This is a genomic window from Paenibacillus sp. CB74, from assembly GCF_055687625.1.
In genome coordinates, this window is record NZ_CM146009.1 from 3,982,407 (window position 1) to 3,996,915 (window position 14,509).

13 protein-coding genes are annotated in these 14,509 nt (G+C 46.3%); 8 read left to right on the plus strand and 5 right to left on the minus strand.

Annotated features, from left to right (window positions below; translation table 11 throughout):
- The first annotated feature begins 667 nt into the window (after positions 1 to 667).
- Positions 668 to 1,351 carry a serine/threonine protein kinase gene (locus tag ACX9NY_RS17755; RefSeq protein ID WP_192132923.1) on the plus strand — a complete coding sequence of 228 codons (684 nt, stop codon included), beginning with the start codon at positions 668 to 670 and terminating at the stop codon, positions 1,349 to 1,351.
- Between the two features lie 270 nt (positions 1,352 to 1,621).
- Here the strand turns inward: ACX9NY_RS17755 and ACX9NY_RS17760 are convergent, their stop codons facing one another.
- Entirely contained in the window at positions 1,622 to 2,518 is an 897-nt protein-coding gene (locus ACX9NY_RS17760) for an AraC family transcriptional regulator (protein ID WP_339259257.1), read from the minus strand.
- 129 nt (positions 2,519 to 2,647) lie between these two features.
- On the opposite strand from ACX9NY_RS17760, the gene ACX9NY_RS17765 reads away from it, so the two are divergent.
- Complete coding sequence (locus tag ACX9NY_RS17765; protein ID WP_472474095.1) at positions 2,648 to 3,535, plus strand: sugar phosphate isomerase/epimerase family protein; 888 nt, start codon at positions 2,648 to 2,650, stop codon at positions 3,533 to 3,535.
- A 39-nt stretch (positions 3,536 to 3,574) separates the two neighbouring features.
- Entirely contained in the window at positions 3,575 to 4,630 is a 1,056-nt protein-coding gene (locus tag ACX9NY_RS17770; protein WP_472474097.1) for a Gfo/Idh/MocA family protein, read from the plus strand.
- A 296-nt stretch (positions 4,631 to 4,926) separates the two neighbouring features.
- Here the strand turns inward: ACX9NY_RS17770 and ACX9NY_RS17775 are convergent, their stop codons facing one another.
- The gene (locus ACX9NY_RS17775; protein ID WP_472474099.1) at positions 4,927 to 6,246 is read right to left on the minus strand and encodes a glycoside hydrolase family 125 protein; all 1,320 of its coding nucleotides are present in this window, start codon (positions 6,244 to 6,246) and stop codon (positions 4,927 to 4,929) included.
- A 196-nt stretch (positions 6,247 to 6,442) separates the two neighbouring features.
- Here ACX9NY_RS17775 and ACX9NY_RS17780 point away from each other — a divergent pair, with 196 nt between their 5' ends.
- Positions 6,443 to 7,504: a LacI family DNA-binding transcriptional regulator gene (locus ACX9NY_RS17780; protein WP_472474101.1), complete on the plus strand. Its 1,062-nt coding sequence runs from the start codon at positions 6,443 to 6,445 to the stop codon at positions 7,502 to 7,504.
- Between the two features lie 230 nt (positions 7,505 to 7,734).
- Here ACX9NY_RS17780 and ACX9NY_RS17785 read toward each other — a convergent pair whose 3' ends face one another.
- The 3 genes from ACX9NY_RS17785 to ACX9NY_RS17795 form a co-directional block, all read right to left on the minus strand.
- Positions 7,735 to 9,354, minus strand: a complete 1,620-nt coding sequence (locus tag ACX9NY_RS17785; RefSeq protein WP_472474103.1) for a hypothetical protein — start codon at positions 9,352 to 9,354, stop codon at positions 7,735 to 7,737.
- Positions 9,332 to 9,907: an RNA polymerase sigma factor gene (locus ACX9NY_RS17790; RefSeq protein WP_472474105.1), complete on the minus strand. Its 576-nt coding sequence runs from the start codon at positions 9,905 to 9,907 to the stop codon at positions 9,332 to 9,334. The genes ACX9NY_RS17785 and ACX9NY_RS17790 overlap by 23 nt, the downstream gene beginning before the upstream one ends.
- Positions 9,908 to 10,132: 225 nt before the next feature.
- Positions 10,133 to 10,648, minus strand: coding sequence for a mismatch-specific DNA-glycosylase (locus ACX9NY_RS17795; protein WP_124117162.1), 516 nt, complete (start codon positions 10,646 to 10,648; stop codon positions 10,133 to 10,135).
- A gap of 120 nt (positions 10,649 to 10,768) precedes the next feature.
- Between ACX9NY_RS17795 and ACX9NY_RS17800 the strand changes: the two genes are divergently transcribed.
- From ACX9NY_RS17800 to ACX9NY_RS17815, 4 genes are all read left to right on the plus strand, one after another.
- A complete protein-coding gene (locus ACX9NY_RS17800; RefSeq protein ID WP_339242935.1) occupies positions 10,769 to 11,689 on the plus strand; it encodes an AEC family transporter in 921 nt (306 codons plus the stop codon).
- A 305-nt stretch (positions 11,690 to 11,994) separates the two neighbouring features.
- The gene (locus tag ACX9NY_RS17805) at positions 11,995 to 13,062 is read left to right on the plus strand and encodes a WXG100 family type VII secretion target (protein ID WP_339240092.1); all 1,068 of its coding nucleotides are present in this window, start codon (positions 11,995 to 11,997) and stop codon (positions 13,060 to 13,062) included.
- A gap of 16 nt (positions 13,063 to 13,078) precedes the next feature.
- Entirely contained in the window at positions 13,079 to 13,537 is a 459-nt protein-coding gene (locus ACX9NY_RS17810) for a hypothetical protein (RefSeq protein WP_339259241.1), read from the plus strand.
- 59 nt (positions 13,538 to 13,596) lie between these two features.
- Positions 13,597 to 14,433, plus strand: coding sequence for a hypothetical protein (locus ACX9NY_RS17815; RefSeq protein WP_472474108.1), 837 nt, complete (start codon positions 13,597 to 13,599; stop codon positions 14,431 to 14,433).
- Positions 14,434 to 14,509: the final 76 nt, after the last annotated feature.

Genomic DNA, 14,509 nt, shown 5'->3' on the forward strand with positions numbered 1-14,509 from the left:
GTATAAAGCCAGGGCAACATTGCCGCAAGCGCACTTCCGTTATTTTCTTCTGACGCAACCGTTTCCGATTCGATCCGTATCGTTTATATAGTAACATCACCAAAAGATGAAATTGCGGAGCAGAACGCATAATATACTTCATAGAGGACAGTAAAAAGAGGACATTGAAACTGAAGAGCGGGATTAAAAATTTCTGTAGAGAACTGCCGGGTTGAGCGACCGGTAGGGTTACCGATAGGTTGAAGGTAGTGTGGCTATTGCCAGTAGAGTTGGAGGTAGTGTGCCTATTGCCGGTAGGGTTGAAGGCAGCCTTGACCGGCCGAACCTTTAACGAAGCTAAGCTAGTCTGGGCCCAGCTCTAACGAATCACATACACCTTATTACATGGATGTACAGCACGATCCAAATCTAACGAACTCCAGACACGTTATATAGTCTCATTCCGGCTGGATCACGTGTTTACAGCGTGCAAACGAGCCAATAACGTGCCTCTGATTCGTTACATTCTCAGAACTGCCGATTTCAGCAAAATAAGACTTATACGGTTCGTTAGAATATGCACACTGATCTTTATATTGCAACGCGCGTGATGGCCCAGTGGACCATTCAAAATTATAACTTATGCGTAAATTCTGTACAGGCATATCCAAAAAAGGAGGCACCACCTATGAATCGACCGGATTGGTTCCAGGCGGAAGAAGCATTACAACAGATCCAAGTCATCGGAAGCGACCGGAATGAGCTCGTGAACATCATCGGCGATGTAGAAGGATTGAATTGCATTGGCACAGGTACGGATGCAGCTGTATTTACGTATGACGGCTTGCCGCAGTATGCCTTCAAGATGTACTCGGATCATGCCTTGGACAAACTCGAAAATGAAAAGCAGGTATACGAACAGCTCAAAGGTCTGCCATATTTCCCTACCTATTACGGCAGCGGCCGAAATGTTCTCGTAATCAGTTTTGAACCCGGAGATACCCTGCTGGAATGTTTGGAAAAAGGAATCCCCGTCCCCGAGCAGGTGATGCTCGATGTGGACGCAGCGCGAGAAGCCGTTCGCAGCCGCGGGCTGAACCCCCGTGATATTCATTTAAAAAATGTAATTCTTCAGAACGGGCGCGGGAAAGTGATTGACGTATCCGAATACATTCAGGACGGCAATGACAATCGCTGGGAGCATCTCGTCTGGGCCTATCACAACATCTATCCGCGAATCAAAGGAACGCCCATATCTCCGCGCATGCTGCAGACGATCAAATGGGGGTACAATCAGCTCGATCATGCCAATGTCAAAATGGACGATCTCTCCAAAAAGGCGAATAGATTGTTCTCCAGATTTATGAAATGAGTACGTTGTACACATTATAGGACTGTCTTTTTATTCTGATTCTGCAATCCAAACAACCCGGAAGAACGCCTTGAGTTGGCCTCGATCCGGGTTATTCTTCATGGATGTAAGTCCAAGTATGGAGTATGGTGATTAGTACATTGATAGTACAGTAATTACTGCCGTACGCTCTGCTTCTGCTTATAATCATGACTGCGAGTTGTATAGGAATACAAACACCATGATGCCTTTTTATCTGAGACTGCCATTATGATTGCATACTAATTTCGCTTAACCTTCTGTTCTCCCCCGCCCCTGTGAAGGGGTCATGCCCTTGTACTGTTTGTATAACTTCGTAAAATAATTGGCGTTGTCGCAGCCTACTCTGGCGGCGATCTCCGTAATGGTCAGACTGCTGCCTTGCAGGAGTTGTTCGGCCTCACTCATCCTGCACCCATTCACGTATTCCACAAAGGTGCGTCCGGTCAGCTTTTTGAACATTTTGCAGAAATGATACGCATTCAGTCCAACATGGCTTGCCGCTTCCGTAACAGACATCTTACCTGTGGGGTCCGCTTCAATCTGTGCAATCAACTGTTTGAAACGTTCGCGGTTGGGAAAATACGATCCCACCGATCGATCCGGCAGCTGCTGCGGCATAAAGGTTCGCGCAAGCAGCGTGAATAAGGCATGCAGCTTGGACTTCACCACGAGCTGATAAGCCGGGGGCTGTAATGCCATTTCTTCCACGGCTTCATTTAGCAAAGAATAATAGCCTGTGCAGGCGATGTTTTCCTCTGCCGGTTTGACCGGAAATCTCACCCTTCCCTCCAGATACGGCGCGACATATTGCTCATGCACGGGATCGTGGGTGAAATCATGGAACAGCGCACGGTTAACTACAACAGAATCATAATGCACATCCCCCTCGTCCAAGGCATACCCCACATGCAACGTGCCTCCAGGAATGATGATGACCTCACCTGCGCTAACCACATATGGTTTGCTATCAATATGAAACAGCGCACTTCCCTTGCGCATGACAATCAGTTCAAAATGTTCATGCCAATGCAAATACAGAATGCATTCTTCCGCTTTCATATCTGAGCATCGATTTTGGAACAGTTGAAATGGATGTGATTTATGGTCAATTCGGGTGTTTTCGTGAAGCGCTTTCAGATCCAGCACGACTTCTTCCCCCTCTTCACAAGATCCGACTAATATTACACAAGATTGTGTAGAGCCATCCCATTAATGCACGGCTATAATGAGTGTGTCACGAAGTACTATAAGCCAATATTGGAGTGAAATACAACCATGAATAAATCATTACTCATCGGTACCCTTGTAGGCGGGCAGGACGCCGTCCGTGTTATCCCGCAGATCATGCAACATGGCTTCGAATCATTTAACCTGACCTTCTGGCAAACCACTGGTGATCTGGACCTGGCAGAGACAGCCAAACGTGTCCGTGAAATCGTGGATGAACAAGGTATTGTCATCTCTGCGGTGAGTGTATTTGGTAACCCGCTCACGGGAGCCGGGGACAACGCCGATACACTAGCAAGCTGGGAGCGGGTCATTGATCATGCACAGCTCTTCGGTGCAGATATCGTCTCCGGATTCACCGGACGATTAACCGATCAACCCATTAACGAGTCCATCCCCCGATTCAAGGAAGTATTTGGCGAACTGGCACGCCGGGCAGCAGACCGGGGTGTACGCATTGCTTTTGAAAACTGTGATATGGGTGGCACCTGGCAGACAGGCGACTGGAACATTGCCCATAACCCGACGGCCTGGGAGATGATGTTCGATGCTGTCCCAGATGAAAATGTTGGTCTGGAGTGGGAGCCTTGCCACCAAATGTCCAGCCTGATCGATCCGATTCCACAGCTGCGCAAATGGGCTCACAAAGTGTTCCACGTACATGGCAAAGATGCCACGATTGCCTGGGATATTGTCAAGGAATACGGCGTACACGGCCCACGTGAATTTGTCTGGCACCGTACACCCGGCTTCGGGGATAACAACTGGGCAGACATTATCACCATTCTGCGTCAGAACGGTTACCAAGGCACGATTGATATTGAAGGCTGGCATGATCCCGTCTACAAAGACGAACTTGAAATGACAGGACAGGTACATGCTTTGCGGTATTTGAAACAATGTCGCGGCGGCGATTTTGTGCCCAATCCGGTATAAAGTACTACACAACACAATCCATACGAAGGAGATGAGCTGATGAGTCATCCTTATCGGGTAATTATCGCTGGCTGCGGTGCCATGGCAAACACGTGGGCGGACTATGCCTTGCAAAGGCCGGATACAGAAATCGTCGGGCTGGTTGATCTGTATGAACAGACAGCCATTGCTTTTGCTACAAGACACGGCCTCACCTGCCCTACGTTCACCGATATCCGCGAGGCCATTCAAGCGACTGGCGCGAATATCGTATTCGATGTCACGATTCCGGCGAGTCATTACGGGATTGCCATGACAGCGCTGAAGGAGGGATGTCATGTATTTGGCGAGAAACCTCTCGCAGAGTCCTTCTCCGACTGCACAGATATTGTGCAAACCTCTCGCAGTACAGGACATATTCAAGCCGTGATGCAGAATCGTCGGTTCGATCCACGTATCCGCGCCTATCAGCATCTCATTTCCGGCGGAGCTATAGGGCAGGTAGGTTACGCAGGAGCCGACTTCTTCATCGGACCTCATTTCGGGGGATTCCGGGATCTAATGGATAGCCCGCTGCTGCTCGATATGGCCATACATACGTTTGATCAGGCACGCTATATTCTCGGAGCCAACCCGGTATCAGTGTACTGCCACGAGTTCAATCCTCCAGGTTCCTGGTATCAGGGCAATGCGATGGCGTTATGTATATTTGAGATGTCCGACGGGTCCGTATTCAACTATCGCGGCTCCTGGTGCGCGGAGGGTGTACCCACATCATGGGAAGCAAGCTGGCGCGTAACGGGTGAAAAAGGAACTGCGATCTGGGATGGTCATGATGACATCTATGCTGAGGTGGTTGCTACGCAAAGCCTGGATGCTGACGGCAAACCATCCTTTTTCCAGCCAAGTGAGCGGATCGAAGCGGAACTGCCTGTCATGGACAAAACAGGTCATCATGGCTGCCTCGAAGACATGTTCGCTGCACTCGAATCAGGCCGATTGCCTGAAACGGATTGCAGCGATAACCAGTTCAGCATGGCTATGGTCCTCGCATCCCTCGAAAGCGCACGCACAGGCCAGAAAGTATTCATCGCCGATCTGCTGAAAAACACATAGAAAAGCCTGTGTACATCAATTAAACAAAGCCCAAACTGTCAATTTCAGCAGTTTGGGCTTCATTGTTTTTTACCTACTCTCCTATTCTAAAAATGATGTCAAAAAAAGGTCATGCCAAATAGCAGAAGTAGTGTAGGGGACGAAATCGATTCTGAAGAAACGAAGTGTTCGCCTTTATCCCCGGATTTCGACTTTACAAGAGTCGATCAAGAAATCCGGGGATAACAGCGATCGAAAGAACGATTCGTAACCGGAACGGCCACTTTGCAGGCAGTTACTTTTTTGAACTAAATCATTTATAAAATCCCTTTCTTCATTGCCTTATACACCAGTTGCGAGAACAGGCTGTTGGACCAAGCAAACCATGGTCTGGTGAACGTGTTGGGATCATCGGCGTGGAAGCCTTCATGCATATATCCCGTATCCGCATCCGTGTTCTCCAGCAATTCAATCATGGCCAGCATTTCCTCGTCATTGTCTGCGGTCAGACCCTGCATGGATAACGCCATGTGCCAGATGTATCCCGGCGGGGTGTGCGGGCTACCGATCCCTTTGGCTGCCTTCCCTTCATAGTAGAACGGATTCTCCCTACTCAAAATAAATCGGCGTGTGTTCTGATACACAGCATCCTCCACCGAAGCATACTCCATATAAGGGATGGACATCAGCCCAGGCGTACCCGCATCATCCATCAGACAAAAGTTGCCGTAACCGTCCGTCTCATAGGCATAGATCTGTCCATACTCTGGATGACGATAAGTACCGTACAGAGAAATGCCATGTCGAATGTCTTCCTCCAATCGAGCCATCCGGCTCACCAGTTGTTCATCCCGGAACACCCACTTCGCGACTTCCCCCATCTGGCGCAAGGTTACCGCAGCGAACATGTTCGCCGGAATATTATAATGAAAATCACAGGCATCATCACTCGGACGGAATCCGGACCAGATCATCCCCGTATAATTCACAGGCATACCCAACCCCTCATTACGCAGCGTATCATGGGCTGGACAATTGCGACGCATGAACCGGTAAGATGAACGCTCTCCGTGATGCTGTTCTGTCTCCCACAGGTCTACAATATTTTCCATCACTTTCTTGAATCGCTCATCGAATATATCCGTCAGTTCCGTCTCCCTCCAATATGTATAAGCCAGCTTCATGGAGAAACATAGAGAATCCAGCTCAAACTTCCGTTCCCACACCCATGGTGACATCTGCGTCTCATCATTGGCATCCCAATGCCATCCATTCGCCGTTTCATTGAACGCATTGGCATAGATATCCTTATCAGCATAAAATGTATGTTTTTTGATCAGGCCTCCGATGATTCGCTGTAACTTCTCGTCATCCTTCGCAAGTGGAACATAATGCATGACCTGCTCTACCGAATCCCTTAACCACATGGCAGGAATATCCCCAGTAATCACAAAGGTTGTCCCATCATCATGCAGCTTCGTAGTCGTTTCCAGCGTATTGGGAAAACAATTACGAAACTGAGTCAGCAATCTCGGTCGATGTTGCAAACGCTTGTCCGCCTCAGTCAGAATATCCTGCACAGCTTGTGGCAACTCCAGATGCGGCATAGGGATTTTCGGTAATCTGAACTGTTCCATGGATGTCGTCTCCTTCAAATTGAAGTATATGAAATGATTTAGATTGACTATATGACCAATTCTATTGTTATTTTTGTTATGATAAATTATAATAACATTATTATTGTAAGTGTACTGTGTCCGAAGATGATCGTCAATTATTAGAGGTCATCTCAATGGATTTATGCAGCTCGCTCACATACGAAGGAGTAATGATATGTCACGCAAAGTATCCATTCAGACGCTGGCTGACCAGCTCGGATTATCCAAATATGCCGTCTCCCGCGCACTCAGTGGCAAGACGGGTGTCAGTGAAGCGACACGTGCTCGGGTACTGGAACTCGCCAGGGCTTTGGGATATCGCCAAAGTACCCCGGGGGCTACTAACAGTTATACTGCCGCAAACCATGCGGACCCTTCCGATCCCCCGTTTGTTCTCATATGCATGAATCAGCTTAACCGCGGTGAACCCCACTACTGGCAACGTGTTCTGTCAGGCATGATCTCCGCTTGTAATGAACGTGGTTGGCATCATGCCATTGTATCTCCCTCACTCGGAGTGACGGACGAGAACACCTCTCCCGAAAAAGCTATTGCTCCTCATTTGGACTGGGAACGTTGTGCAGGAATTATTGTCATGGGTGCTTTTCCTCATACGGTTCTGCAACGCCTCTCTCAGACGGGTCGGCCTATTATTCTCGTAGATCATCAGGAGCCGCTGCTGAATTGTGATACGATCAGCCATGATAATCTGGAAGCTGGCATTACTGTTGCGAGATATCTAATGTCTATGAATTGCCGACGGATCGGACTCATCACAGATGATGGTCGTGCTGCAAGCTTCGCGCAGCGGAAGATCGGGATTGAGTTGGCCTTGAATCATTTCCATGTGGATACCAGTCATACGACCAGCTTCAGAGAATGGAATATTCCGTATGAGAACGGGGAATGGGTTAACCAGTTAGCCACTAGCATTCAAAACATGCCAGATGACGAACGTCCCGATGCCTGGATTGGTGTTAATGATGATATTGCCTTGCAGTGGATGCACAAATTACAGGAGATGGGCATCTCCACACCGAAAGATTGCCTTGTCATCGGTATCGACAATGTACATTCTGCAGTGACTTCCTCCCCACCCCTGACAACGGTTAATCTGTGCAAAGAGGAGCTTGGACAACGTGCGGTTGAAGCTTTACAACGCCGGATCGAACGCCCGGGAACGCCGAAAGAAACGGTAATGTTATCGACCACCTTGATTCCAAGGGAATCGGCGTAATTCGGAAAGGTAATCGCTCTGTTCTTAAGATGAATTCGTTAGGCATTTGCTCTCCCCGTAAAGTCCGGTGCATTCGAAAGAGGCCCCGCATACCATTATGCAGGGCCTTTTTTTATATATTTGGCTTATATCCTTATATGTCTATACATCCACACTTAAATATGTCGATCCATCCTTATACATCCATTCGAAGATTTAATTTAGTTCATGTCTGAGAAATGTACTAGTGATCATTTCAGCCAAGGCAGGCTACTGTACGACGGAAGATCCACTTCCCAATTTACATCACGGACCTCTCGGTTAACTGCGGTTCGTTTCAAAGTGAATTTCGTTCCATTTTCTTTTTTAAAACCATGGATAATCAACCTGAGATCATCTACGATGTATTCTTCGTTTTTGTTAGGCTGATTCGTAGTTCCCATTACTTCAACGGGATACTCCTTTCCTTCACGATCTATAGCCACCCATTGATCCCCATTAATATCATTTTGGAATGTCCCCACTCCCTCCAAAACAAGAGAAGAAACCCCTTCAAAGTTTCTTTCAGGTAGCTTTAATGATTGCTGCACTGGCCAATAATTGTATCTGGAAAACAAAATTTCATCTCCAAATTGTTCAAACTGTAGTACGTAAGTGTAGAACTCAGCATCCTTACGCATTTTTTCCAAATCCACTTCCACGGACTTCTCCTCCCACACCGGGATGGTGTAGCCATCAAGGACAAAGCGAATCTTCTTCGCATCCACCGTGACATAAGCGGGGTCCCATGTCTCAGAAAGCCTCATCTGACCATCATTATTCTCACTCAGTTTACTCATATCTCGTAACCGAAATTTGGCTTGACGGGCATTGGGTTTGTTCTCGTTAAAAATTCGATACTCATTCGTCTCGGGAATTTCGATATGATACATGAAGTCCATATCATCGGCCCAATTCTCTCCGACACTGGCACGAAGTTGATCGTCCAGAGTGATGTTCATGTCAAGACGTGTCCCGTTTGGCGTGCGTACAAGCTGTGTCATATTCAGTTTCAAGCCCTCAGGAGTGGTGTAGGTGTTGTTCATGGGAGCCTCAACAGCCATTAATTTGGCTTTGGTCATATCGATCTTGAATTGGAAGCTCCAATCCACCGTTGTATTACTTGCTGTAATTTTTCCAGTATCAAGATTATAATGATCAGGAATTTTTAAATAACCTAGTTCTCCCTGTACAAATACGTGATCTGGAATATCATCATTCAGTTGGAATACAAACCTTTGATACTTCCAACTGCTAAGTCTCGTATCCACCGCCATGGAAGCAACACTGTTCCCTTTTTCATCTGTAATATGAATCCTTCCCATTTCCGGATAAACAATCGGTATTGTGCTTCCTTCAGGATTGCTTTGTTCTGTTATAATAATAATTTGTGAACGATCCACTAGGACATCGCTAATCTTGAGTGTATACCCCTGATCTAGAATTTGAATATTCGGGTTAATTACAAGATCAAGTGGTTTCAGACGTTTGTAATCGTCCGTCAGATAACCAGATCTTATCTCTTCTGGTACAGGTATGTCTGGAAGCCGCTGATCCACAGCATTTACCGCGGGTTGTGCTGGCTCTGCTGTTCGGTCAAAAGCAAACCAGGCCCCTCCGGCAAGTATTACAACTGCCGCGGCGGCGATCCCCGTCCGGCGCTTCCAATGCGCTTTTATGGATTTTTTTACGAATGGACTTCCGTCTTCGCCACTTTCCATGGACACGCTATCCAGCTTCTGCATGAGCTTCAGCGTAAAATCGGAGTCCGGCTCCTCTCGATACAGATGATCTTCCCACAACCGATCTTCATCCTTTGAAATAGGCTTCATACGTAGCTAAACCTCCTTTGCGTTCCATCTGCTTCCTCAGCGTTTTTTTCCCGCGATAAAGGGCGTTACGCACTCTGGTTGAACTCAAACCCGTAACATCCGCAATCTCTTCATAGCTCAACTCGTTTGTGTACTTCAGTAATAACACCAGCCGATACGAATCAGGCAACTGTTCGAGATGTCGATATATTTCACGCTGCATCTCTTTATGCAGCACACGTTTCTCCGGTGTTTCATTACTGACAGGTTCGATCCCCTGATCGACCGGAGACATCACAGGTTTCTTTTCCCGTATAAAATCCCGCATCCGATTCACCGCAATGGTGTACACCCACGACGAGAAACGACTCCCCTCCCGCCGTGACGGGAGATAGCGATAGATACGAATAAACGTATCCTGAGCGAGATCCTGTGCATCCGGATGACTCGCACCCATTCCGCGCATAATGCCGTAGACTTTATTTTTATATCGATCTACTAGCACAGAGAACAACTGCTTATCCCCTGCAATAATGCGCTCAATAAGCTCCTCCTCCGGTATCTGTTGAGTCATGTAATCCCCCTTCTCTACAGCTTCCATGCATGGTTCTGTACTATATAGACGGAAGCCGTTCCCGAAACCTCTCACTTTATCCAAAAAAAAGAATTCTTTCTCATCGGCGAAGCCGACCGGGTGAACTCTGCGTACCAACATTCTGTGATTGTCGCTGCACATTCTCTATAGGTTTCGTGGTAGCCTATTACTGCTGCTATCTTACCTCTCCTGTCTTTCTTCCTCTTAATTCTCCCTGTTCTTGTCCGCAACAAAATCAGCAAGCTGTGAATAGATCGCCACAATCTCATCCATCGACATGCGCACGAGTCCACTGGACGATGGAGCGACGAATTCCTGAATTTCCTTGACGACCGGATCATCCTGAAATCCCCACTGCACTTTGGAACGTTTGCTGTACTGGGTGTATACCCCTTTTCCTACAAAACAGGCGATGTCCGGCCGGTAGTCCTCCAGCTTTTGCCGCAAAATCTGGCGTCCTTCTGCGTACTCTTCCTTCGTAATATCTTCCACGCCTCTGGTGGGGCGGGCCACAATATTCGTGAATCCGTATCCCAGCTTCAGCAACTCTCCATCCTCCTGTGCATCATATAAACGCGGCGTTAATCCCGACCGTTCAAGAATGCGCCAGAACCGGTTTCCTTTGTACGCGTAATGATGCCCCGTCTCTCCAGACGTAATGCTCGGATTGAAGCCAATAAACAATATCGATAAACCAACATCCAGATGATCTGGAATCATGATGCAACACCTCCTGATCTTTTTTAGCCTATTCCCACATTTGGTTGTGTATAAAATGATATAATAAGCAAAGCATTTTCGAAATCGGATGAAATTTTCATGAAAAAGGAAGCTGAACTAATGATTGCAGACATCATGCTTGAAGTCGTCCTACCCGTTTTTCTCCTGATCGCCGTCGGATCCTGGATGCAAAAGGTGTTCAAGCTGGACTTGTACACCCTCGCCAAAATCAATTTCTATTGTATTACCCCCGCAGCCGTCTTTATGAGCATGTATCACTCGGATATGTCGGGCGAATTGCTCGGGACTGTGACATTATTTTACGCAATCTATGTATTGATTCTCTATATTATAGGTTCAGTCGTTTCCCGTTCTCTCCGGATGAATAAAGGCATGAAGGCTGCCTTCAACAACAGTATTATGCTGGATAACGCAGGCAACTATGGCCTGCCCATTAATGCACTGGTATTCCGCGGTGATCCACTCGCCTCTTCCATTCAGGCGCTGGTCATGTCTTTACAGGCATTACTGACATTCACCTATGGCGTGTTGTCCATTCAGGGCGCGAAGCTTAAAGGTAATTACCGTGCGGTGATTATTGGATTTCTTAAAATGCCTGTTCCGTATGCGCTCTTGCTGGGGATTCTATTTCACATGTGGAAGCTTCCCTTGCCGACGTTTCTGTCCATGCCACTGACCTATGCGCAGCAAAGTATGGTTGCCGTAGCATTACTGACACTAGGGGCGCAGATTGTAAAATACCCAATCCGGCTGTACCGTCTTGATGTGTATATTAGCACATTTTTGCGACTCCTGATCGGCCCCGCGATCGGTATTTCGATTGTGCTCATGTTAGGGTTGGAAGGCATCGCTGCACAGGCTCTCATTATCGCTTCGGGTATGCCGACAGGTGTCAACGCATCCATCCTGGCGGAAGAATACGATAACGAACCTGATTTTGCAGCCCAGACAGTGCTGATCTCAACGCTCTTGAACATCATCACGATTACGGCACTGATCTCTTATGCCAAAACGTTCTAGATGAGGATTGTTCATACGTATATCCCTCCGTTAAGACCAAAATAAAATTTACAAGTCCACGCCCTTATAAAAGGTTGTGGGCTTCTTTGTTTATACTGTTCGTCCCATTTGCAGGAACAAAGTATTACGAAGAGCACATATTTAACCCGACCAAAGGACTGTTTTGCGCGTCAATTGCTTATTATCCGTTGCGAATAAACGTTTCGACCTTTAAAATTAGTGGGTAAATATTTCACAGCATTTCATTTTTGATCTATACATAATCTGTAGAAATTCTTAATTTTATCTTCCACGAGGTGAATGTCGTGACCAGGATTATTGTAACGCCTGAGCAGCTTCATGCAATTTCCAACCAATTTGCTCAAGCTTCGGAACATAGTCGTAGCATGATTAACAATTTAAGCAGACATATAAGTACGTTACAGGACCAGTGGTCAGGAATCACACAGGAGCGTTTCTTTCAGAACTTTCAGGTGGCTCATCGGCAAATGGAGAGATTTTCTAGCTCAGTCTCTGCGATCGGCACGGAACTACATACCATCGCAACTCGTTTCTCACAAGCGGATCAATCTCAAGAGCATGGTGTACAGACCAGTTCAAGCCAATCCACTTCTGGGAAAGATGTAAAAACGACGCTATCGGATATATATGATCAAGGAAGTAAGTCTTGGAATAAAATGAATGGGATTCATGGAAATGTAGGCCTGATTGGAACAGGACTATATTCTGCTATGGCTACATCCATGGTACTCTCCAAAACGGTTCATTTCAAAGTAGATCCCCGGAACTCCAGCCGTGCCAAAATCCATAATGCTCCTTGGGTGAAGGGAAAGGGGAATTCCTTTCTGAGTAACATGGCACGGAAACTGGATAAACAATTCCGCAGCCCGGGTCTGGTTATGAAAGGATTGAAGGGTTTCGATCGACTTGCAGGTAAATTAAAAGTAGGTGATATCGGGCTTGGTTTCAACAAAGCCAACAGCTTCGGTCAATGGACCCGGAATGTTATTGCTGGTGTGAATAAAGGTCAATACGGTATGAAGATTTCCAAAATACCTACAATGATAAGCAAAAAACTGTTCCCTATCAACGTAGGACTTAATGTTTGGGATGAAGGGGTTAAAACGGTTTCCAAGTATAAGGAAGGAACATTAACCAAAACAGATCTCGCCGTGTCCACATCGAATATCGTGATCAAGTCTGCCTCTGCAGGAGCGGGGGCTATTGTTGGCGGGACCCTATTATCGTTTGCCGGGCCTGCAGGAACAGCAGTTGGAGCTTATGTAGGTGGAGCTATAGGTAGTTACGCAGGAAAACATATAGCATCAGCGGCTGAAAAAGGAATTCGATGGGTTAGTAAACTCTTCAAGTAACACTTAGGAGGTATCCATGCAGCTCGTTACATACCAACGCAAATATGCAATTCGTCATACGTTGATATCTGCTCTTTTTATCATTGCTGGACTTGTCTTGATTGGAGATGTTATCTATGGTGACAATAGCGTACTTCAAACCTTGTACTTTACTAGTGCGGCATTCTTAAGCTTTTGGTTTGTGGGACGTCTGTTTATCTGGAACATCACGAGAGTATTTGGAACAAACATCTTATTTTCCTTCGATCTGTCTGGTATTAAGACAAATACAGGAATACAGATATCTTGGAAGGATATACGCACCATTGATTTCGTAGCACCGGGACTAAACAAATGGATTCAACCTACTCCATCCTATTACTTATTCAAAATGGTTGATGGAAAGAGCTATAAAGTATATACGTATAGTCTACTGAAACATCAGGAAAACGATATTCTTAAATTACTTCGGAAAACCTGGAATGAGCACAAATGACCTTCTAAAAAAGGTAACTTGTATCTGTCAATCTACATGGAAAGTAGGCGGTTAAGCTTATGAATAAACCACTTGTCACCTTATCCATTGAAGAATTCGGATTTGCGCTGGCCACACTTGGCGCGGAGGACATTGCAGCCGGTCTCCTAAAACCGATGTATGGCGAGTTATCTGAACAACACTGGGAACTCGTTCTAAGAGCTGCCTCTCACGGTCTTTTATCCAAGGGGCTCATCTTACATATGGAAGATACTACGATAGAGATCGAGCCGGAGTTCCTGAAAATGCTTATGCATTTTACCCAAAGTCACAGCATGATTAGAGCATACTCAGACAGCCTTGAACAAGAAAAGGTATTAACCATTCATAAAAGTACGGATAACAACGATACATACCTCTATCATTTGGCAGTGGATCAACGTGTGCATTTGTTCACCTGGACAGAACCTGAGGAATGGGAAGAGGAATTGTTCCAATTTTACATAGGGCAACACACACCTTTCATTGATCAACCTACTCAGTTCACGATAACAGAGGAACAATGGGCTATCCTGACGAACGAGGAAAACCATATGCTGTTAGATAAATTCATGGAGGATTGGGAGCTACCTCTAGAAACACGCGAGTTGTTGAAGGTATGGCATAACTCTTTTGAAACCTCTGGATGTAGTGTGGATAACCTCAGTATCATTAATTATGCCGAAGATGTAATTCCTCTGCCCGATCAAGCTCTCCTGCTGCTTCATACCGAACAAGGTATCTGGAGCATGACTAGCAAAGATTCCACCAGCGAAAATGATTCTAACATCGAGATTGACCAGCATACCAATTCCTCCTTTCGTAAACAATTGCGAGAATGGATCGATCGTTTCGAGGTCCCTGTCTCCCAAACTTAAATGTGCAGCACACGCAAAAAAAGTCCAAGAGCCACTACCTTTGGTCTCTTGGACTTCTTCCATTATTTAACCCATG